General features: G+C 74.8%; 10 protein-coding genes. All 10 read right to left on the bottom strand.

The genetic code is table 11. The features are described from left to right. Nucleotides 1-2 precede the first annotated feature (2 nt). Nucleotides 3-296, bottom strand: coding sequence for an acyl carrier protein (locus AC0666_RS33230; protein WP_468587570.1), 294 nt, complete (start codon nucleotides 294-296; stop codon nucleotides 3-5). Further along, complete coding sequence (locus AC0666_RS33225; protein WP_478709030.1) at nucleotides 289-2,253, bottom strand: HAD-IIIC family phosphatase; 1,965 nt, start codon at nucleotides 2,251-2,253, stop codon at nucleotides 289-291. Before AC0666_RS33225 ends, AC0666_RS33230 begins: the two co-directional genes overlap by 8 nt. Further along, a complete protein-coding gene (locus AC0666_RS33220; RefSeq protein ID WP_478709029.1) occupies nucleotides 2,250-3,302 on the bottom strand; it encodes a ketoacyl-ACP synthase III family protein in 1,053 nt (350 codons plus the stop codon). The genes AC0666_RS33225 and AC0666_RS33220 overlap by 4 nt, the downstream gene beginning before the upstream one ends. Before the next feature lie 139 nt (nucleotides 3,303-3,441). Next, nucleotides 3,442-4,266: an aspartyl/asparaginyl beta-hydroxylase domain-containing protein gene (locus tag AC0666_RS33215; protein WP_468974154.1), complete on the bottom strand. Its 825-nt coding sequence runs from the start codon at nucleotides 4,264-4,266 to the stop codon at nucleotides 3,442-3,444. A gap of 2 nt (nucleotides 4,267-4,268) precedes the next feature. Next, complete coding sequence (locus tag AC0666_RS33210; protein ID WP_468974156.1) at nucleotides 4,269-5,114, bottom strand: DUF6202 family protein; 846 nt, start codon at nucleotides 5,112-5,114, stop codon at nucleotides 4,269-4,271. A gap of 15 nt (nucleotides 5,115-5,129) precedes the next feature. After that, entirely contained in the window at nucleotides 5,130-9,137 is a 4,008-nt protein-coding gene (locus tag AC0666_RS33205; protein ID WP_468974158.1) for a non-ribosomal peptide synthetase, read from the bottom strand. A 150-nt stretch (nucleotides 9,138-9,287) separates the two neighbouring features. Then, nucleotides 9,288-10,337, bottom strand: coding sequence for a prenyltransferase/squalene oxidase repeat-containing protein (locus tag AC0666_RS33200; RefSeq protein ID WP_478709028.1), 1,050 nt, complete (start codon nucleotides 10,335-10,337; stop codon nucleotides 9,288-9,290). After that, nucleotides 10,334-15,217: an excinuclease ABC subunit UvrA gene (locus AC0666_RS33195; protein ID WP_478709027.1), complete on the bottom strand. Its 4,884-nt coding sequence runs from the start codon at nucleotides 15,215-15,217 to the stop codon at nucleotides 10,334-10,336. The genes AC0666_RS33200 and AC0666_RS33195 overlap by 4 nt, the downstream gene beginning before the upstream one ends. A 59-nt stretch (nucleotides 15,218-15,276) precedes the next feature. Then, complete coding sequence (locus tag AC0666_RS33190; protein ID WP_468974164.1) at nucleotides 15,277-17,886, bottom strand: non-ribosomal peptide synthetase; 2,610 nt, start codon at nucleotides 17,884-17,886, stop codon at nucleotides 15,277-15,279. 26 nt (nucleotides 17,887-17,912) lie between these two features. Then, nucleotides 17,913-22,469, bottom strand: a complete 4,557-nt coding sequence (locus tag AC0666_RS33185) for an amino acid adenylation domain-containing protein (protein WP_478709026.1) — start codon at nucleotides 22,467-22,469, stop codon at nucleotides 17,913-17,915. Nucleotides 22,470-22,483 lie beyond the last annotated feature (14 nt).

The raw sequence follows: 22,483 nt of genomic DNA, 5'->3' as shown, positions 1-22,483 counted from the left end.
GCTCACCCGGCCGGGGCGGGTGCGGCCTGCTCCCGCCGGGGTTCCGGGGTGCGGAGCCGGTCGATCTCCACTGCCAGTTCACCGACGGTGGCGAGCCGCATGTAGGCCCGCAGGTCGAGCTGGACGCCGTACGTCTGCTCGACGGTGGCGAGCAGCCGCATGGCGGCGAGGCTGCCCCAGCGGCCGAGGGAGGTGAAGGCGGTGTCCGCGGCCAGCTGCTCCACGGGGTGGTGGGCGACCCGGGCGACCAGCGGGCGCAGGGTGTCCATCAGGACGGGGGCGGGCTGTTCAGACATGGTGCGGTGCCTCCTTGCTGTCGAGGGTGATCCAGTCCGGGGCGAGGGCGGCGAGCGCCTCCGGGCGGGCCAGGTAGCGCAGGGTCCCGTCGGGCCCGGGGCCGTCGTCGGTGAGGTCGAACCCGGCGGAGGGGTACAGGCCGGCGGCGGGCCGGTTGCGGCCGGTGGGGGTGTGGAGGCCTTCCAGGAGCGGGGCGCCGGCCGCGCGTGCCCGCTCGGCCGCGTACTGCAGGACGGCCTGCTCGACGCCGCGGGACAGGACGCGGCAGCTGAGCACGAGGTTGCGGATCACCCAGCGGTCGGTTCCCCGGTCCAGCCAGACGCCGCCGACGATGCCCTCGGAGCCGAACCGGTCGGCGACGTCCACCGCGAGGACCAGGTGCTCGGGCGACTCGGCGAGCCGGCGGGTGGCGGCATCGCCGTGGACGCGCCCGGTCAGGTTGAACTGGTTGGTGCGCAGTTCGAGTTGGACCAGGCGAGGCAGGCTGAAGGCGTCCGCCTCGCCGATGGTGACCCGTATGCCGAGGTCGCGCAGGTAGTCCTCCGCCGAGGCGTGCTCGGTGCGCAGCCGGGTGCGAGCCCGGCGGTCGCGGTACAGGGCGGTGCGTTCGGCGTCGGTGGCGGTGGCTCCGAGCTGGGTGAAGTGGGCCGGGGCGAGGAGCTTCAGGGAGTGTCCGGCGGGGTCGCCGTCGAGGTGGACCACGGCCGCGGCGGGCAGGCCCTCGCGGACCATGCCGCATTCGAAGGCGCTGTCGTCGGCGAAGACGAACGCCTCCGGGGTCAGTCCGAGTTCCTCGGCCAGGGCCGCGATGCGCAGGCCCTTGCGCTCCCAGTCGGCGAGCACGGCGACGAAGTCCTCGGGGCGCAGCACCATGTCCGGGTGGCCGGCCAGCACCTCGTCGACGAGTGCCTGTTCGTTCTTAGAGCAGACCGCGAGCAGGACGCCCTGGCGGCGCAGTGCGAGCGCGCGGTGCTGGAGGTCGGTGTAGCAGTCGCCCGGGTAGAGGGTGCCGAGTTCGATCCCGGCGGGTCCGTCGTCCCCGAGGACCCCGCCCCACAGGGTGTTGTCGAGGTCGAGGACGAGGACCTTGCGGCCGAGCCCGGCCACGGCCCGGCAGAAGCCTGCGGCCTCCCGGGCGTACGCCAGTTCGGTCTGCGGTGTCCAGGACATCCGGCCGAAGCGGTAGCGGCGTTCGTCGCGTACGGGCCCGGGCGCATCGGCCAGGGCGGCTTCCAGGTCGAGGGTGTAGAGCCCGTCGCAGGTCTCCCCGGCGGCGAGCAGGGCGATGTTGGCCTCGCGCCAGAGCCGGCCGAGTGCGGCGGCCCCGCGGTGGCTGACCACGGCGGCCCGGTCGGGGCGGGGCAGCGGCACGGTGTGCAGCAGGACGGCCGCTCCGGTGCGGGCGGCGAATCCGGCGGCCGCACCGGCGAGGGTCTCGGCCCGGCCGCGGACGGTCCCGGCGAGGTCGTCGAGGCGGGAGGGGTCCCAGTCGCGGGGCAGCAGGGCGGCCGCGTCGAGCAGGCAGAGGGCGGCCTCGGGCCGGAAGGCCGCCAGTTCCGAGTGGGGGTCGGTGAGTTCCAGGACGAGCCGGTCGTACGGGCAGGTGTGGATCTCGGTGTCGAGGCCGGCGGCGAGCAGGGCGGCCCGCAGCAGCGGCACGACGTCGGCGGCGGTGAAGGTGGCGGCGACGGCGATCCGCAGCGGGCGGGGGCGGCGTACCGGGGCGGGCGACAAGCGGTCGGCGGTGACGCCCTCCAGCAGTCGGCCCGCTTCGGCGAGCAGCAGCGGGTCCTCGGCGGCTCCGAGCGCGGCGGCCAGGTCCCGGTCGGTGTGGCCGGGACCGTCCCGCAGGGCGGTGATCCGCCGCAGCAGTTCCTCATCCGGGAGCGGGGTCGGCGGGATCGGCGAGGTAGGCGGGTGCGGCACCGCCGGGGTCGGCGGCGTAGCGGCGGTCATGACGCCCCGGCCGGGGTCCACTCGGGCTGGTCGAGGATCTCCACGACGGCGCAGGCGTAGGTGAAGCCCATGCCGATGCCGCAGAGGGCGACCCGGTCGCCGGGCCGGACCGCGCCGGTCTCCAGCAGGTGGGTGAGGCCCGCGATCTGGTCGGCGGCGCCGATGTGGCCGACCCGGCGGCCCCATTCCCACAGGGTGCGGTCGTCCTCTATGCCGAACGTCGCACGGAAGTCGACGTCGTCCAGGGTCCGTCCGACGTTGGTGAGCACCCAGCGGTCGATGTCGGCGGCCGTGAGGCCGGCGTCGGCGAGGGCGACGGTGACGCTCTCCTGCTGCCGCTCGGTGAGCGACTGGACGATCTTCAGGAGGAGTTCGCCGTTCTCCTCCAGGTAGGCATCGCGGCGGCCGCGCAGGTCGACCGGACCGTCCTCGGCCACCGCGGCCTCCTCCTCGAAGGGAGCGTTGCCGAGGTAGACCGCGCCGTACGTGCCGTCGCTGATGACCGCCGTGGACAGCAGCCGGGCGACGCCGCCGCGCCGGGAGAGCACCAGGCCGGTGCCGCCGTCGCCGAAGACCACGCCCTTGTCGGAGCGGTAGCGGTCGAACCCGGGCAGCGCGAACACGTCGCTGGTGGTCAACAGTGCGGCAGAGTCCTCCGAGCGCGCGGTCAGGTAGGCCGCGGCGATCTCCAGGGCGGCCAGCCCGCCGTTGGAGTACTGCTTGACCTCGACCGCGGCCGCCCGTCCGCCGACCGTGCGGCCCTGGACGTAGGAGGCCGGGGCGAAGTGGTCCAAGCCCTGGTGGTTGCAGCTGGAGTGGACGACGAGGTCGATCTGCGGGGCCGTCACCGTGGCGCGGGACATCGCCAGGTCGGCGGCCTGCACGGCGAGTTCGACGGGCGGGGTCCCCTCGGCCACGCTGATCGACAGGAAGCCGTCGGCGGCGGCCTCCGCCTCGTCGTAGCGGCCCTCGGCCACCGCGGTGCGGGTCTCTTCGCGGCGGCCGAGGACGGCCGCGCAGGCATTCACATGGATTCCGTTCCACCGCACGGGATGCGGCCCCCTTCGGTTCGCTTCGGTGCATGCGCGTGGTGCACGTGGTGCGCAATGGTGCGCGTGTGGCACGTGCCGTGGGTGTGCTGTGGGTGCGCGGGTCTGGTGCGCCGGGTCCGGCCGGTTCGCGGCCGGATCACCTGCGGACCATGCAGTACTCCTCGTGGCGGGTCGCGCGCTTGAGGAGCTCCTCGTGGCCGCCGGCCGCGGCGATCTCCTTGAGCAGGGTGAAGACCTCGTCGCCGGAGACGTCGGTGAGGAAGTGCTGCTTGATCAGCAGGGTCTGGATGTCCTGGTAGTTGCGGGCGTCGAGGACCCCGCCGAGCCCGATCAGGGCCTGCCGACCGGCGTCTCCGAGCGGAGGGCGGGCCGCGATGTTGGCCTCCGGGATGTCCGGGTCCGGGGTGACGTCCACGGCGAGCACCTGCTCCACGTGCTCGGCGGTGAAGTCGCAGATGATGTGGACCCGGTCGGCGTCGGAGAAGGAGCCGACGGAGTGGGTGCGGGTGGCGTCCAGCCGCCACAGCTCCCCGCGGCGCATCCGGAAGACGGTGTTCTCCTCGGAGGCGTAGACGTTGTCGTCGGTCTGCACCGGCAGGTGGATGCGGAGCATGTCCTCCTTCAGCTCAAGGAAGTCCCGGTGCGGGACGTACACGCTGCCGGGGGCCAGCCGCATGAAACGGGCGAACTTCAGGTGTTCGGTGCGGAACAGGGTCGCGATCAGTTCGCTGATGTAGGGCAGGGCGAGGCCGTGCGGGGTGGGCCGGGCGGTGCCCTCGTAGTCGCCGAGGGCGGACTCGTCGAGGGTTCCGGTGCCGTTCCACAGCATGGTGCTGCGCAGCAGGCCGGTGCTCACGAAGTCGGCGTACGAGTCGTTGTACGCGAACCCCTCGGAGACGGTGAGGTCGGCGGCGAGGCGCTCCTCGTCGAGCTCCAGGGCGGCGATGCGGTGGGACCCCATGGTCAGGCCGCCCGGACGGCGGGGAGCTCGGCGGGCAGGCCCAGCGAGTCGGCGAAGGCGTCGAGGGCGCCGGCCCAGCTCGCGGCGTACTCCCGGGTCATCTCGTGGAAGGCCCGGGCCTCGTCCTCGGTGGTGAGGAGGGTGGTCATGCCGGTCTCGTCGTCGCTGACCTGGGCGGCGTGCATGGTCTCGGCCTTGATGTGGGAGTCGATCCAGGCGAGGTCGGAGGGCTGCGGGAACAGCCGCTCGCCGGGGGCCGTCTCCAGCTTTCCGTAGACGCGGCGGAAGCCGACGGCGATGTCGAGGGCGATGGTCTCGACGACGCGGAGCTGGACGGCGGCGCCGAGCGGGGAGCCCGCGAAGCGCTCCATGTTCTCCAGCAGCCGCACCACGCCCTCGGGGAGCCGGCGGGCGGCCTCCCGGCCGGCCTCGTCGACGTGGGCGGAGACGGGGTCGATGATGGCGTCCTCCCACCACACGTAGTGGGCGCCGCCGGGCCCCTTGGGGGCCACCGCGCCGAAGACGGGGGCGAGGTTGTCGAGGTCGTCGCCGATGACCCGGAAGATGGTCTGGAAGGCGGCCAGGACGTCGCGCGGCGGGGAGTCCTGTCCGGCGAGCCGGTGGGCGACGACGCCGAGGCTCGACAGGGTGGTGTACATGAAGGTCTTGGTCATGGCGCGCCACTGGTGGGCGACGGCGAGGGCGCCCTGGAAGTCCTCGGTGGCGTGGGTGCGGGAAAAGCTGAAGAATCGGTTTTCCGCCCGGCCGAGCCCGGCCTCGGCGATATCCCGGTCGACGAGCTCGTCGAGCGCGGTGCGGGCGTCTGCGGTCAGTGCGATGGCTGTCACGGCTGCTCCTGAATTCTAGATTTCGTTGAAGGAGAGCGAGTCCTCGACGATGCCGCGAATTTCCTTCGCGAGTTCCGCCGCGTGCTCTTCCGATACGAGCGTGAAGTGGTCTCCGGGAACGTCCCGGGTGGTCAGGTCGGAAATCCTGGTCCGCCACCCGTGGTCCTCGCCGCGCAGGGCGGCGGGCAGGTCGATCCGGGGATCGGGGAAGGGCCGGGCCGCACGCAGCAGGTGGACGGGTCCGGTGCAGGGGCGGGGCGCGTAGCCCAGGAAGGCGGCGCGGTGGCGCTCCAGCAGCTCCCCGATCCGGTCGGTCTCGGCGGCCGGAAGGTCGGCGAGGCCCTGGCGGGTACGGTCCTCGCCCGCCAGCAGGTCCATGGACGCGAAGGCGGCGCGGGCCTGCTCGGCGGCGTCGGGGTCGGTCTCCGCGAGGGCGGCCGGCGGCAGCCAGGTGTCCAGCAGTACGGTGCCGATCACGTCCGCCCCTCGGTCCTGCCAGGTACGGGCCATCTCCAGGGCGATGCAGCCGCCGACGGACCAGCCGGCCAGCAGCAGCGGGCGGGGGCCGCGCACGGCGTCGACGGCCTCCACGTGGCGGCGGGCGATCTCCTCGATGGTCCGCGGCGGTTCGCCTGGTCCGTCCACGGCCTGGACCGCGTACACGTCGTGGTCGTCCCCGAGCGCCTCGCCGACGGCCCGGAAGGGCAGGGCGGAGCCCCCGGCTCCGTGCACGAAGAGGACGACGGGACGGCCCTCGGGGCGCACCAGCGCCACGACGGGGTCCTCGGCCGCACCGCGGGGGCCGGCGCCGCCGGCGTCGAGGCGGGCGGCGAGCTCGCGCACCGACGGGGCGGCGAACACGTCGCCGACGGTGGGCCGGACGCCCAGGTCCCGGCCGCAGGCGGCGATCAGCTTGAACACCAGGAGCGAGTGGCCGCCGAGGGCGAAGAACCCGTCGGTGACGCTGAGTTCGTCGATCCCGAGCACCTCGCGGTAGATCGCCGCGAGCCGGGTCTCGGTCTCGCCCTCGGGCGGCACGAGGTCGCAGGAGCCGCCGGCGGCGACGGCCCCCAGGCGGTCCAGCAGCGCGGCCTCGTCGATCTTGCCGTTGACGGTGTACGGGATGTGGTCCACGGCGGTGACCGCGGCGGGCACCATATGGGCCGGGAGCAGGTGCCGGGCGTGCCGCTCCAGTTCCCGGGGCTCGGGATCGGCGCCGGGGCGGGGCACCACGAAGGCGGCGATGCGGCCCTCCAGGGAGCGCGGGGCCAGCGCGACGCAGGCCTTGACGTCCGGGTGGTCGCGGAGCACCGCCTCGATCTCGGGCAGTTCGATGCGCAGGCCGCGGATCTTGACCTGGCGGTCGATCCGGCCGAGGTGTTCGAGGACCCCGTCGGGGCGGTACCGGCACAGGTCGCCGGTGCGGTACATGCGCGCCCCGACGGGTCCGAAGGGGTCGGGGACGAAGCGGTCGGCGGTCAGCGCGGGCCGGTCGTGGTAGCCGTGCGCGAGGCCGATGTCGCCGCCTATGTACATCTCGCCGGGTGCGCCGACCGGCAGGACCTCCTGGTCGGGTCCGAGCACGTAGATCCGGAAGTTGGCACAGGGCCGGCCGAGCGGGACGACCGGGACTCCGGACTCCCGCGGGATCACGCCCTCGACCACGGTGCCGGCTTCGGTGGGGCCGCAGCAGTTGACGAGGTCGGCGTCGAAGCGGGCGTGGAAGGCGTCCCGCAGCCGGGGCTTGACCTCCTCGCCGCCGATGATGACGCGGCGCAGCGAGCGGCAGCTGCCGGGCGGGGCGGCGTCGAGGAAGACCTCCATCATCGTCGGGACGAAGAAGAGGGTGGTGACCCCGTGCCGTTCGGTCAGTTCGAGGAGGTGGGCGGGGTCGCGCTGGCCGCCGGGGCGGGCCACGACGAGGGTGGCCCCGTAGTAGAGCGGCCAGAACAGCTCCCAGGTGGAGACGTCGAAACCGTAGGAGGTCTTGAGGATGTTGGCGTCGCCGGGACCGAAGGGATAGGCCTCCTGGAGCCAGAAGATGTTGGCCAGCGCCCCGTCGACGGGGTAGGCCACGGCCTTGGGGCGGCCGGTGGAGCCGGAGGTGTAGAGCAGGAAGGCGAGGGCGTCGCCGCGGCTGCGGATCCGCAGGTCCTGGGCCGGGCACTGGTCCCAGGGCCGGTCGGGGCCGGTGAGCCGCAGCACCTCCCAGGGGCCGTCGGGCAGCGCGGTGGCGCCCCGGTCGTCGGCGAGGACGAGCTCCGGGCGGGTGTCCTCCAGCATGAAGGACATACGGCCGTCGGGGAGTTCGGGGTCCATGGGGACGTAGGCGGCGCCGGTCTTGGCCACCGCGTAGAGCGCGGTGACCATCGCAAAGGAGCGGTCCATGCAGACGGCCACCTTGTCGCCGGGACGCACCCCGCGCTCGCGCAGGTGATGGGCGAGGCGGTTGGCGCACGCGTTGAGCTCGGCGTAGCGCAGTTCGCCCTCCTCGCCGGTGAGGGCGACGGCGGCGGGCGTGCGGGCGGCCTGTTCCTCGAAGGGTTCGGCGAGGGTGGCGTAGCCGAACTCGGGCTTCCGGTAGGCGTTGAGGCCGTGCAGGATCTCCTGCCGGCGCTCGGCGGAGAACAGCGGGGCCTCGCGTACGGGGATCTCGGGGTCGGCGATCAGCGTGGCGAGGAGATCCAGGTAGAGGCGGGCGAACCCTTCGACGGTGGCCTGGTCGAACAGGTCGGCGGCATACTCGAACAGGCCCCTGAAGCCGCCGCCCGCGCCCTCGTCGTCCACGGAGACCGACAGGTCGGTGCGGGCCGACCCGGTGTCCACCTGGACCAGGGACCGGTCGCCGCCCTGGTCGAGGCGGACGCCGTCCTGGACGCCGAAGATGGTCTGGAAGACGGGGTTCACCCCCGGGGTACGGGCGACCCCGAGTGCGGCGACGACCCGTTCGAAGGGCACGGTCTGGTGGTCCTGGGCCGCGAGGACGGTGTCGCGCACCTGGTGCACCAGGGCGCGGAAGCCGGGGGCGCCGCTCAGGTCGGCGCGCAGGGCGACCGGTTTGACGAAGCAGCCGACGATCCGCTCGGCGGTCACGTCGTCCCGGCCGGCGAGCGGGGAGCCGACGACCACGTCGTCCTGGCGGGTGAGGCGGGAGAGGAAGGCGCTGTAGGCGGCGAGGAGCAGCACGAAGGGGGAGACGCCCTCGGCGGCCGCGAAGTCCCGCACCCGGGCGGCGAGTTCGGGGTCGGTACGGAAGGCGACGAAGGCGCCGGACCGGGATTCGGTGGCCGGGCGGGGCCGGTCCTTGGGCAGGTCCAGCACGGGCAGGTCACCGGCGAGGCGGTCCGTCCAGTAGGCCAGGTCGCGGTCCTGGCGGCCGTCGGCGGCGTCCGCGGCGTGTGCGGCCGCGTAGTCGAGGTAGCCGATGCCGGGGGTGGGCGGCAGGGTGCGGCCGTCCAGCAGCCGGGCCAGTTCGTCCATCACCTGGGTGACCGACCAGTGGTCGATGATCACGTGGTGGAAGCCGAGCACCAGGCTCGCTCCGCCACCGGGGAGCAGCAGGGCCAGCAACCGGAACATCGGGGCCCGGTCGGTGGGCAGCGGGGTCGCGGCGGCCTGGCCGGCGAGTTCGGCGGCCCGGCGGCGGGCCTCGTCCGCCTTGAGGTCGCGCAGGTCGTGCCAGGTGATGGGCGGCTCGGCGGGACCGGGATCCTCCTGGAGCGGGACCCCGTCCTCCTCGACGATGCGCAGGCGCAGGGCGTCGTGGCGCTCGCTCAGCGTACGGACGGCGGCGGTGAGCCGCTCGCGGTCGGGGGCGGTGTCGAGTTCCACCGTGTTGTACAGGTTGTATTCGGCGCTCTGCGGAAATCGCTTGGTGAAATACCAGATGCGGGCCTGCGCGGGCAGCAGCGGAACGCGGGTGCCCGGCGCAATCCTGGCGATTTCGGCGGTGGGTGTCTTCTCCGCCTTCCGGTTGCGCAGCTTTTCAAGGAGCTGGACCTGTCCGGCACTGAGCTGGCTCACCTGTTCACACCCCACCCGGGAAGAGGACGACTTCTTGAGGATGAAAGGAAGTTATCCGATGCCCGGTGAATTCGACTGGCCCAGCTTTTCAGTCGAACAGGGAGCGCGTTCGGGGGTTCAGGCTGTTCAGGGGTTCAGGTGTTCAGGTGTTCAGTGGTGGGCGAGGCGCACGTCGTGGGGGCGGAACGCGAGCCGGGGGCCTTCTCCGGTCCAGCCGGTGCCGTCCGCGTCGGCGGTACGCAGCCGGCGCAGGCTGGTCAGCAGGCCGAGGGTCAGCCAGCGGCCGAGTTCGGGGTGGACGGGGTGCTCCCAGAGCCCGGCGGGTCCGCGCAGCCCCGTGAGGAAGTCCACCAGGTCGGCGATGCGGGGGTCGCGCGGGGAGATGCCCGTACGGGAGGCCAGGTCGAGGACGAAGGCCAGGTCGAAGCGGGCGTACAGGGAGATGAACCCGGCGGCGCGCTCGCGGCCGTGGAGCCGGGCGGTCTCGGTGCCCAGGGCCCACTCGTCGCGGGTCTCCCGGCGCAGCAGCAGGTCGACGGCGCGGCGGGCCGGCTCGCCCACGGCCCGGCCGGGGTGCAGGGCGAGGGCCGCCAGGGCCGCCTGGGTGTTGGCGCGGCAGCCGGGCGAGCCGGGCAGTTTGCGGTAGCCGGGCACCCCTCCGGGTTGCCCCGCCACCAGCCCGGTGGGCCAGGACCCGTCGGGGTTGCGCCGGTCCAGCAGCCAGGCGTACGCGCGCTCGGCCCGCGGGTCGGTGGCGGCACCGACGAGGGCGAGGGCGCGCAGCGGTACGGAGGCCTGGAGGGGGATCATGGTGTAGCGGTCGTCGGTGCGGAAGAGGTCGAGGGGGAAAGCGCCGTCGGGGCGTTGGGCGGCGAAGACGCGTTCGGCGAGTTCGGCCACCCGGGGGTGGGCGCGGTCCAGGCCGAGGTGTCCCAGCCGGCACAGCAGCAGGCACAGGTGGGGGAAGTCGGCGGGCTCGGTGGCCAGCAGTTCCCGGGTCTCGGGGTCGACGGCGCTGCGGGCCAGCAGGTCGGCGCGTTCGGGGTCGTCGTCGGGGACGCCGAGCAACTCGCCCAGGACCCGGGCGCGCAGGGCGGGCGAGCGGTCGCAGAGCAGCAGCCAGACGGCATCGCCCGCGACACCGGCCGGATCCGGCACCGGGCCGGCGTCGGGAGTCCGGTTCGGGTGGTCGGGGGTCATGTCAGCACCTCGCGCAGGTACGGGGCCGTGGCGGTGTCTCCCGCCGCCAGCTCTTCGGGGGTGCCCTCGGCGACCACCCGGCCGCCGTCGGGGCCGCCGCCGGGGCCGAACTCCAGCAGCCGGTCGCAGCAGGCCAGCAGCCGGACGTCGTGGTCGACGACGAGCACGCTGTGACCGCGCGCCACGAGGCCGTCCAGCGCCCGGACCAGCTGTTCCACGTCCGCTTCGTGCAGTCCGGTGGTCGGCTCGTCAAGGATGTAGAGCGTCGGCTTCGCGGCCGGCTTGGCGATCTCCCGTACCAGCTTGAGGCGTTGGCGTTCCCCGCCGGAGAGGTCGACGACCCCCTGGCCGAGGCAGAGGTGGCCGAGGCCCAGCGCGACGGCGGAGCGCAGCACCCCGGCGACGGGTTCGAGGTCGTCCCACAGGTCGAGGACCTCTTCGGCGGTGAGCCGTTCCAGGGCGGGCAGGCTGTGGCCGCGCACCCGCAGCTCGCGGACCTCGGCGCGGTAGCCGGTGGCCTCGCAGGCGTCGCAGGGCCGGTGCACGGCCGGCATGAAGCCCATGTCCTCGGTGACGCTGCCCTTCCCCTTGCAGCCGTCGCAGCGCGGCTGGAGGTCGTCGGCGGCCAGACCGAGGGCTCGGGCAGCGGCGGAGTCCGCGTAGGCCTCCCGCAGCGGCCCGAGCAGTTTGAGGAAGGCTCCGGGCGAGGTGATCCCGGTGGGGCTCTGGTCGGCGTGCCGGACCTGCCGGGGGGCGCCGTCGATACCCGCGTGGGAGCCGGGCGCGACCGGGGTGGCGGCCGCGGAGGTGGTGAGCTTGCGGGGGGCGAGCGCGCGGGCCACGGTGTCGATGGCCAGCGTCGACTTGCCCGAACCGGACACCCCGCAGATGCCGGTGAGCACGCCGAGCGGGATGGTCACGTCCCGGCCGTCGAGGTTGTTCTCGGCCGGCGCGCGGACGGTCATGGCGCCGGTCGGCTCGGCGCGCGGTCCGCGGGCGCGGCCGGGCAGCGGGCGCTCCAGCAGGGCGCGGGCCCGCGGGTCGCGCCGGACCTGCCGGGGACTCCCTGCGGCGACCACGGTCCCGCCGGCCCGGCCGGCCCCGGGGCCCATGACGATCTGGTGTTCCGCGCGCGCCACCAGGCGCTGGTCGTGCTCGACCATGACCAGGGTGTTCCCGCGGGCGGTGAGCTCCTCCAGGACCTCGCCCAGCACGTCGGCCTCGCGCGGGTGCAGGCCGCGCGAGGGCTCGTCCAGCAGGACGGTCATACCGGTGAGCCCGGCGCCGAGCAGGGCGGTGAGGCGGACGCGCTGGAGCTCGCCGGCGGAGAGGGTGTTGGCCATCCGGTCCAGGTGGAGGTGGCCGAGGCCGACCCGGCCGAGGAACTCCAGGCGGCGCAGCGCCACCCCGTGCGAGGCGGCGGCCCAGCCGGGCGCGCCCGCGGGCAGCCGCAGACCGGCGAGGGCCGCGTGCACGGCCGCGACGGGCTCGCGGTGCAGTCCGGCGCGGTTCAGGCCGGCGATCTCCTGGTCGAGGAACTCGGGGCGCAGGCGTCCGCCGCCGCAGGGCGGGCAGGGCACCCGCTCGGTGTAGAGGCCGCCGACGTCCCAGCCGTCCATGATCCGGAAGACTCCGCGCCACAGGACGGTGGCGCCGGGGGTGACCCGGGCACGGTCGGAGAGCGTGACCTCCTCCTGTCCGAACAGGAAGGCGTCCTGGGCCTCCTTGGCCATCTCCTGCCAGGGGGTGGTCTCGGGGTCGAAGCCGTAGCGCTCCCCCAGGGCCAGGAGCATCCAGTAGCCGCCGTTGGCGGGCTTGGAGTGGTAGGCCCGGGGATAGAAGCCGGGCGAGTACATCGCGCCGTCGCACAGGGGGCGGTCGGGGCGGGTGACGAGCCGCTCGACCACGGGGATCGCGACGGTTCCCATGCCGTGGCAGCGCAGGCAGGCGGCCTCGTAGCGGATCGGCGAGAAGTCGGCGGGGTCGGCGGGCGGTCCGGGCCGCCCGCAGTCCCGGCACGCCCACGGGGCGCCGGGGCGGTGGCCGGTGCGCCGCTGTCCGCCTCCGCAGTCGGAGCAGGTGCGGGCTCCTGCGTAGGCGAGGAGCACGCCGAGGTGGGGGCTGAGGTCGGTGGCCGAGCCGACGGTGCTGCGCAGGCCGGGTGCCTTGCCGTGGGCGCCGACGGCCAGGGTCGGGCCGAGGCCGGTGACGGAGCCGGCCGCGGCCTGGGGTCCCTCGCGGTGCGACTGGCGTTCGTACACGGACAGGGATTCCAGCAGCCGTCGGGTGGCCTCGGCCTCCAGGACGTCCCGGACCAGGGAGGACTTGCCGGAGCCGGAGACCCCGACGACCGCGGTCAGGGCGTGCTTGGGGATCGAGACGGACACGTCGCGCAGGTTGTTGGCGCGGGCGCCGCGGATCTCGACCGCGGTACGGGCCGGACGCGGTCGGCGCGGGCCGCCCGGGGGCCGGACCGGTTGGGCGGGGCGGGGTTCGGGCGGACCGGCGTGGAGCAGGCGCCCGCCGTCGGGGCCGCTGCCGGGTCCGATGCGCAGGGTCCAGTCGGCCATCGCCGCGATGTCCTGGTGGTGTTCGACGACCACCACGGTGCAGCCGCGGTCGGTGAGGGTGCGCAGCAGGGCGGCGAGCCGGGGTACGTCGGCCGGGTGCAGGCCGGTGCTGGGTTCGTCGAGGTAGACCAGCTGGGCGGGGCGGCTCGCGGCGAGTTGCCGGGCGAGTTTGACCCGTTGGGCCTCGCCGCCGGAGAGGGTCGGCGAGGGCTGGCCGAGCGGGAGGTAGTCGAGGCCGACGTCGGTGAGGGCCGTCAGGATCCGCCGGGCCTTGGCGTCGTGGCCGAAGAGGGGGACGGCCTCGCGCACGCTCAGGTCGAAGACCTCGGCGACGGAGTACCGCCTGCCGTCGGGGAGTTCGGCGCGCAGGGCCAGGGCCTCGGGGGCGAAGCGGCGGCCGCCGCAGGCCTCGCACTGCACCCATTCCGAGGGCAGGAAGCGGAGTTTGACCTCGACGGCGCCCATGCCGGCGCACTCCGGGCAGGCGCCCTCGGTGCGGTTGAAGGAGAAGGTGCTGGGCTCGGCGCCGGTGGCGGCGGCGAGGACGGCCCGGATCCGGTCGGCGAGGCCGGTGTACGTGGCCGGGTTGGAGCGGGGGTTGACGCCGATCGGGGCCTGGTCGACGGTCAGCGGGGTCGGCCGGGGGCCGTCGAGGGCCGTGCAGCCGCGGGGCTCGCCGGCTTCGAGGGAGGCGACGAGCACATCGCGCACCAGGGTGCTTTTGCCCGTGCCGGAGGGGCCGGTGACCACGGTGAGGGCGCCGACGGGGACGGCGCAGTCGAAGCCGGTGAGGTTGTGCCGGCGGGCCTGCCGCACGGTGATCCACTGCGTGGCGGGCGCCGCTCCGGGCCCGGCCTGTACGGAACCCGGTCCGGCCGCGGCCGCCGGGGGCGGGGCGATGAGGCGTTCGCGGCCGGAGAACCAGCGGCCCGAGACGGTGTCGGCCTGCCACAGTCCGGCCGGGGTGCCCTCGTAGACCACGCGCCCGCCGCCCGTCCCCGCGCCGGGGCCGATCTCCACCACGTGGTCGGCGCCCGCCACGGCGGTGCGGTCGTGCTCCACCAGCACCACCGGGCCGGCCAGCTTGGCCAGTTCGTCCATCAGGGTGCGGACCTGGTCGGCGCCGAGGCCGATGGTGGGCTCGTCCAGGATGTACAGGAGGTCCTCGACGTCGCCGGCGAGCAGGACGGCGATGCGCAGCCGCTGGGCCTCGCCCCGCGAGAGGGTCGGCGAGGGCCGGTCCAGGGCCAGGTAGCCCAGGCCCAGCGATTCCAGGGCCTGGAGCCGTCGCAGGACGTGCCGCACCTGCCCGGCGGCGTGCTCGGGGAGCTCGGCGCCGGCCAGCAGTTCCCGGGCCCGGACGACGTCCAGGGCGAGGAGGGCGCCGAAGTCGTGGCCGGCCAGCTCGCGCCCGGCGGTGTGCGCCGCGTCGTCGGGCCGGGCGTCGGCGCGGAAGTCCTGGGGGCGTACGGGGGGCAGGGCCGCCCCGCAGCCGGTGCACAGGGCCGCCCGGGACAACACCCGTTCGGTGCCGTCGGGGGTGGTGATGCGCAGTTGGACGGAGCCGAGCGCGGCGGCGGCGTCGAGCAGCGAGCGGGCGGCGCGCACCGGGGCGCCGGCCTCCAGCGTGCCGAGGACGACCTCGATGGTGTGCGGGGTTCCCGGGTCGAGCGGGGTGCCGGTCCAGGGAGCACCGTCCACAGTCAGGCGGCCGGCCCCGAACCGCCCGGCCAGGTGGCCGAGGAGCCGGGTGTGGCCGCCCTCGGCGCCGCGCACCAGCGGGGCGGCGACCTCGACCGCGCCGGCGGCGTCGGCCGCCGCCCGGACCACCGCGAGCTGCTCCTCGGCCGCGAGGGTCTCGTTCGCCGCGGTGCAGTGCGGGCAGCGGGTGACGGCGAAGCGGGCGAACAGCACCCGCAGGAAGGGGTGGATGCCGGCGGCCGTGGCGACGGTGGAGAGGGGGTTGCGGTTGAGGACGTTCTGGCCGACGGCGACGGCAGGGCGCAGGCCGTGGACGGCGCGGACCCGGGCGGCGCGGCCGGAACCGCCGCCCGGGGCGGCGGCCAGGGTGGCCAGGAAGCGGTGCCTGGCCTCGCGGTAGAGGGTGTCGAAGACCAGGGAGGACTTCCCGGATCCGGAGGCGCCGACCACGGCCGTGATGCCGTCCGAGAAAGCGGCGTCGACGTCGTGGAGGTTGTTCTCCGTCGCCCCTTCGATCCGCAGGAGCCCCCCGCTGTGCAGGAGCCCCCCGATCCGCCGGGGCCCTAAGCCCCCGGCATCCGTCGCGCCGCCCTCGCCCGTCGTACCCATCGCACCCACCGCTGAGCCCTTCCGCCACCCGTCGCCCGGGCGGCGTCCTGCCGCTTCGATCACAGCCGGCTCAGGAGTGTAGCCGCCTCCTCGTCCGTCATCCCGGCGACCAGGTCGGTCAGGGCCTTCTCCACGGCGGCGGCCAGGCCTTCCACGGTGGGGGTGCCGAAGAAGTCGCGGACGGAGACCTGCACCTGGAAGGTGGTGTTGACGCGGTTGAGGAGCTGGAGGGACTTCAGCGAGTTCCCGCCGATCGAGAAGAAGTTGTCGGTACGGGTGATCCGGTCGACGCCGAGCACCCCCTGCCACAGGACGGCGACCTGCTCCTCCAACGCGGTGCCCGGTGCCTCGCCGGCGCTGCGGGCCGCCCGGTCGGCGGCCGTGGGGGCGGGCAGCCGCAGCCGGTCCAGCTTGCCGGAGGGGGTGTACGGCAGGGCGTCGACCGGCACGTAGACCGCGGGCAGCATGTAGCCGGGCAGCCGGCGGGCGGCGTGGGCGGCGAGCTCCTCTACGACCGCGCCGGCCCCGTCGGCGGCAGGGGACCCGGCATCGTGGGCGCCGTCCGTGACCACGTACGCGGCGAGTTGGGCGGCGCCGTCCTCGTCGTGGAAGACGGACACGGCGCAGGCCCGGACCGCGGGGTGGCCGGCGAGGACCGCCTCGACCTCCCCGGTCTCCACCCGGCAGCCGCGGATCTTGACCTGGCCGTCGACCCGGCCCAGGTAGTGCAGCTGCCCGTCGTCGCCGCGGGCGACCAGGTCGCCGGTGCGGTAGAGCCGCTCCCCCGGAGTCAGGGCGTAGGGGTGCGGTACGAACCGCTCGGCGGTCAGCGAGGCCCGGCCGAGGTAGCCGCGCGCGAGTCCGCCGGTGCCGGAGACGCACAGCTCGCCGGGGACTCCGGGCGGGACGGGGCGGAGTTCCTCGTCGAGGACGAAGAGGCGGTAGATGCCGAGCGGCCGGCCCAGCGGCAGTCCGCCCTCTCCCGGGTACGAGCGGCCCTCCCAGCCGGCGACCTCGGACGTCTCGGTCTGGCCGTAGAGGTTGTGGAGTTCGGCGTCGAACCGCTTGCGGAATCGTTCCAGCAGGTGGCTTCCGGCGGCCTCGCCGGACAGCTGGACCCACTGCAGGTCGGGTGCGGGGGTCTCCGGCGCGAGGTCGAGGTAGGCGTTCAGCATCGAGGGCACGAAGTGGGCGAACACGGTCCGCTCGGTCGCCAGGAGCCGACTCAGGTGGACCACGTCGGACTCGGCGCCCGGGTCGGCCATCAGCACGGTGGCGCCGGCCGCCAGCGGACCGAACAGCTCCCAGATCGCCACGTCGAAGATGAGCGGGGTCTTGTGGATCACCCGGTCCCCGGGCTGCAGCCCGTAGCGGCGGCCGAGCCACTCCAGCCGCCCCGCGGCGCACCGGTGGTCGATGACCACACCCTTGGGGGTGCCGGTGGAGCCCGAGGTGTAGTACGCGTACGCGGCGTGGTCGAGGGTGACCTCCACCTGCGGCGGGTGCGGGGCCGAGCCTTCGGCGGGCACGGCCAGCAGCGGTGCGGGCAGGTCGGCGAGCCGCTCCCGCTGGGACGCCCCCGCCAGCACGGCGGCGACGCGGGCGTCGGCGGTGACCACCGCGACCCGCTCCACGGGCAGGGCCGGGTCGAGCGGGACGAAGGCCGCGCCGCGCTTGAGGACGGCGAGCAGGGCCACCAGCAGCTCGGCGGAGCGCTCGACGCAGACCCCGACCAGGCTCTCCGGGCCGACTCCGGCCTCGGCCAGGGAGGCGGCCAGCAGGTTGGCGCGGCCGTCGAGTTCGCCGTACGTGGTGGCCCGGCCGCCGGCTTCGACGGCGACGGCCCCCGGGTCGCGGCGGGCCGCTTCCTCGAAGGCGGCGTGGATCGGCCGCAGGTCCGGGTAGCTCTCGTGGCCGGTGTTGGCCGCCTCCGCCGCCTCGGCCTGGCGTACCTCGGAGAGCAGCGCCAGTTCGTCCAGGCGCGCCTGGGGGCGGGCCGCGGCGTCGGTGAGCAGGGTGAGCAGGGCGGCGGCCCAGCCGGAGGGGCTGGCTCCGGCGGGCAGGTCGGCAGGGCGCAGACCGCCGGAGAGGGAGCCGTCACCGGCCTCGGCGTGGCAGCGTACGACCGTGCCCGGGCCGGTGGCCGGCACCGGGTCGGGGGCGGCCGGGGCCGCGGTCCACCGGAAGAGGACCCGCTCCACCGCGGAGTGGTCCGCGCTCACCCCGTGCCCGTGGCGCCCGGCCCGGTCAGCGCCGGGTTCGGCGGGCCCGGCCGGCTCGGCGGCCGCGGTCGGCCCGGCGGACGGGCCGGCGGCCAGAGCCGTGTCCACGGCGCGCGCCAGCTCGGCGAAGGACTGGTCCGCGGCGGCCGTCACCGGGACCATCCGCTGCCGGCCGGGGGCGGTGCGGACCTCGGCGTTCTCCCGGCGGGTGTGCCGGAACTGGGTGGCCAGGACCGCCGCGAGCAGGACGGACGGCTCCTGGACGCCGAGCCGCCGGGCGGCGTCGGCGAGCTCGCGCCGGGCCGCCGGCCCGATGTGGAAGGTCACCTCGGCGGATGCCGTGCCGAGGGCCGGCCCGGAGCTCCCGGTCGTCCCGAGTGCCTCGCTCATCCCGTGCATCCGTGCGTCGGCCTTGCGTACCACTGACTCGTCTACCGTGCTGGTCACTGTCTTCCCCTTTCGGTCCGCGTACGTCACAGCGCGGCGGCCGGTTGCGTGAGCTGCGTGAGGTGCTGGGCCAGTTCGCCCAGGTTCTGCGTGGTGTAGAAGGCGATGAGGTCGACGTCCACGCCCAGTTGCTGCCTGATCCGGGAGCTGATCCGGGTCACGAGGAGCGAGTGGCCGCCGAGGGAGAAGAAGTTGTCGAGCAGGCCCACCCGCTCCACCCCGAGCGCGTCGGCCCAGATGTCGGCGAGCTCCTTCTCCAGCGGTGTCGTGGGCGGGACGTGGTCGGCGCCGCCCCGGGTGTCGGCGTCCTGCGGGGCGGGCAGGGCGGCCCGGTCCACCTTGCCGTTGACGTTCAGCGGCAGCGCGTCGAGCAGGACGAAGGCCGCGGGCACCATGTAGCCGGGCAGGCGGGCGGCCAGGTGCGCGCGCAGCTCCTCGGTGGACACCGGGCGGGTGCACACCAGGTGCGCGACGAGCCTCCGGTCGTCCCCGGGACCCTGGTCGACACCGACGACGGCCTGCGACACGTCGGGGTGGGCCGTCAGCTGTGCCTCGACCTCGCCGGGCTCGATGCGGTGACCGCGTATCTTGACCTGCTGGTCGGCGCGGCCCAGGCAGACCAGGTCGCCGTCGGCCGTCCACCGGACCAGGTCGCCGGTGCGGTACATCCGGGTGCCGGGCTCGCCGTAGGGGTCGGGCAGGAAGCGGTCCGCGGTCAGGCCGGGACGGTCCAGGTAGCCCTGGGCGAGGCCCGCCCCGGCGAGGTACAGCTCGCCGACCACGCCCACCGGGACCGGGCCCAGGGCGCTGTCGAGGACGTACGCCCGGGTGTTGCGCAGCGGCCGGCCGATCGGCGGGGTGCCGTCGCCGACCTCCGCCGCGTACCAGGCGGTGGCGTAGACGGTGGCCTCGGTGGGGCCGTAGAGGTTGCCGACCAGGCCGGCACCGACCGCGCCGGCGATGTCCCGGGCCGCCTGCGCGGCGAGCGGTTCGCCGGCGAGGACCACGCTGTCGGCCTCCGCCCGGACGGATCCGGTGGCGACGAGCTGCGCGAGGGCCGATGGGACCCCGCTGAGCAGCGAGCCGCGGTAGGCGCCGGCGGCCGGGTCGGCCAGGCTCAGCAGAGACGCCAGGACCTCCACGGAGCCGCCGTTGAGGAGCGGCCCGAACATCTCGAACACGGAGACGTCGAAGTTGAGCGAGGTGGCGGCGAGCACCCGGTCCAGGGCTCCCCCGGGGAAGGCCTCCCCGGCCCAGGCGGCGAGGTTGGCGACGCTGCGGTGGGCCACGACCACCCCCTTCGGGCGGCCGGTGGAGCCGGAGGTGTAGATGGCGTAGGCGGGGTGCAGGGGGTGGAGCGGGGCGGTCCGCTCGGCGTCGGTCAGGGGGTGTCCGGGCAGGGCGGCGACGGCCGCGGCGGTGTCCGGGTCGTCCAGGACGAGGCAGGGCGCGGCGGTGGATGCGGGGACCCGGTCGCGCACCGCGCCGGCGGTGAGCACGAGGGCGGGGGCCGCGTCCTCCACCATGAGCGCGATCCGGTCGGCCGGGTAGGCCGGGTCGACCGGGACGTAGGCGGCGCCGGCCTTGAGCACGGCGAGGACGGCGACGAGGAGCTGCTCGGTGCGGGGCAGGGCCACGGCGACGAAGTCGCCCGGGCCGACGCCGCGTCCGGCCAGGAGGCGGGCGAGCCGGCCGGCCCGCGCGTCCAGGGTCGCGTAGTCGAGGGAGGTCCCGGCGTGGTGGACGGCTGGGGCGGACGGGGTCGCGGCGGCCCGGGCCTCGAACAGCTCCGGCAGGGTGGCCCGCGGAACCTCGGCGACCGGGCCGACCCAGTCCTGGAGGAGGCGGAGCCGGTCGCTGTCGTCGAGGAGCGGCAGCGCGTCCAGGGCGGTACCGGGACTCTCGGTGACGGCGCGCAGCAGGCGCAGGTAGCAGGCGGCGAACCGTTCGACGGTGCCCCGGTCGAACAGGGCGGTGGAGTACTCCAGTTCGCCGACGAGGGTGCCGTGGCCGGTCTCGGTCAGGTAGAGGCTGAGGTCGAACTTGGACATCCAGGTGTCGGGCCGGTGGTCGGCGGGGGTGATGCGCAGGCCGGGACCGGTCTCGTCCGCCGGCCCGCCCGCCATGGCCGGGTAGTAGCCGAAGGCGGTCTGGAAGACGGGGTGCCGGGAGACGTCACGCTCCGGCTGCACCTCGTCGACGAGGAGCTCGAAGGGCAGGTCGCGGTGGGCGTGCGCCCCGAGGACCGAGTCCCGGACCCGTTCGAGGTGGGCGGCGAAGGTCTGCCCGGCCTCGGTGCGGGAGCGGACGGGGAGGGTGTTGACGAAGAGGCCGATGAGCGGCTCGGTCTCGATGGCGGTGCGGTTGCCGGAGAAGTAGCCGACGCACAGGTCGTCCTGGCCGCTGAGCCGGTGCAGCAGGGAGCTGTAGGCGGCCATGGCCGTCATGAAGACGGTGGAGCGGGAGCGTTCCGACAGGGTGCGCAGCCGTGCGGTCAGCTCGGGGTCGACGGTGAAGGCTACGGCGTCGCCGGCGAAGTCGGGGACGGGCGGGCGGGTGCGGTCGGTCGGCAGGTCGAGGGCGTGCGGGGCCCCGGCGAGGTACGAGCGCCAGTAGTGGAGGTGGTCCTGCAGGGCCACGCCCTGGAGTTCGGCCCGCTGCCAGGCCGCGTAGTCGGCGTACTGGAGCCCGAGCTCGGGCAGCGGCGAGGGCCTGACCTGGACGAACGCGTCGTACAGGGCCTCCAGTTCGCTGATGAGCACGTCGACCGACCAGCCGTCGAAGGCGATGTGGTGGACCGTCAGGCTCAGAGTGTGCCGGTCGGGAGCGGTGCGGACGAGGGTGACCTGGAGCAGCGGTCCGGCCTCCAGGTCGAAGGCGGTCTCGGCGTCGCGGCGGACCACGGCGGCGGCCTCGGCGGCCGGGTCCGCGACCCCGCTCGCGTCCACGACGGTGAACGGGCACCCGGCGTCGGGGACCACCACCGGTACGGGGGTGCCGTTGCCCAGCTCGAAGCGGGTCCGCAGGGTCTCGTGGCGGCGGACGATCTCGTCGAATGCGGCCTGGAGGGCTGCGGTGTCGAGCGTGCCGTGGAGTTCGAGGGGGACGGCCACGTTGTACAGGCCGCCGACGGGCTGGAGCAGGTGCAGGAAGAGCATCCGCTCCTGTGCGAAGGAGAGGGCGGGGGCCTCCCCCGCGAGTCGGGGGCCGAGTCCGCGGGAGCCGCCCTCGGCGGTGGCGATCAGGGCGGCGAGCTGGGCGACGGTGGGCTGGTTGTAGAAGTCGCGTACGGAGATCCGCGCGCCGCAGGCCCGCTCCAGCCGGGCGAGCACCTGGGAGACCAGCAGGGAGTGGCCGCCGAGGGCGAAGAAGTCCTCCAAGACGCCGACCCGTTCGGTGCCGAGGACCTCCTGCCAGACCCCGGCCACCAGATGCTCGACCCCGGTGCGCGGTGCCACGTGGCCGGCGCCGCTGTCGACGGCGGACGCGTCGGGCGCGGGGAGGGCGGCGCGGTCGGTCTTGCCGTGCCGGGTGAGCGGCAGTGCGTCGAGGGCGACGAAGGCGGAGGGCACGGCGTGGCCGGGCAGCCGGTCCAGGAGCCGGGCGCGCAGCGCGGCGGGCGCGGGGGCGTCGTCCGGGTCGGCGGCGACGACGTAGGCGGTGAGCTGGGTGAACCCCTGCGCGTCGGTGCGCGCGGTGACGACGCACTCGCGCACGCCGGGGGTGGTGCGCAAGGCGGCTTCGATCTCGCCCAGTTCGACGCGCATGCCGCGGATCTTGACCTGGTGGTCGGTGCGGCCGAGGTAGTCGAGGGTGCCGTCGGGGCGGCGGCGCACCAGGTCGCCGGTCCGGTACATGCGGGAGCCGGGCGGCCCGTAGGGGTCGGGCAGGAAGCGGTCGGCGGTCAGGCCGGGGCGTCCGGCGTAGCCGCGGGCCAGGCAGGGCCCGGCCGCGTACAGCTCGCCCGCCACCCCCTCCGGGACCGGGCGCAGCGTCTCGTCGAGGACGTAGATCCAGGTGTTGTGGACGGGGGTGCCGAGGGGCGAGACGCCGGGCCAGGCTGCCGGGTCGCCGGTGAGGGCGTGGGAGGTGACGACCTGGATCTCGGTGCCGCCGTAGTGGTTGTGCAGGCGGCGGCCGGGCCGCTGCCGGCAGAACGCACGGACGGCCTCGCTGAGCACCAGGGCCTCACCGGCCTGCGCGAGGTGGCTGAGGGCGAGGAGGGGGCGGTCCTGCTCCAGTGCCGCCCGGGAGAGCAGCTCGATGACGACCGTCGGGGCGAACAGGTCGGTCACGCCGTGCTCTTCGAGCCAGGGGACGAACTCCTGGGGGCTGAGCCGCACGTCCTCCGGGACGACGGCCAGCGCCGCTCCGCCGAGCAGGGCGAAGAGCATCTCCTGGACGGAGACGTCGAAGCTGAGGGCGGTGAACTGGGCGGTGATGCGGCCGGGGCCGGTGGGCTGGTCGGCGAAGTGCCACTCCATCATGTTGAGCAGGGGGCCGACGGTCATGAGGACGCCCTTCGGGCGGCCGGTCGAGCCCGAGGTGTACAGCAGGTACGCCCCCGACTCACCCGTCACCACCGGCCGCGGACCCA

The sequence above is a fragment of the Streptomyces sp. NPDC043680 genome (assembly GCF_056436685.1).
The sequence above is the reverse complement of the archived record's forward strand: the minus strand, read 5'-3'. Positions and strand labels throughout refer to the sequence as shown.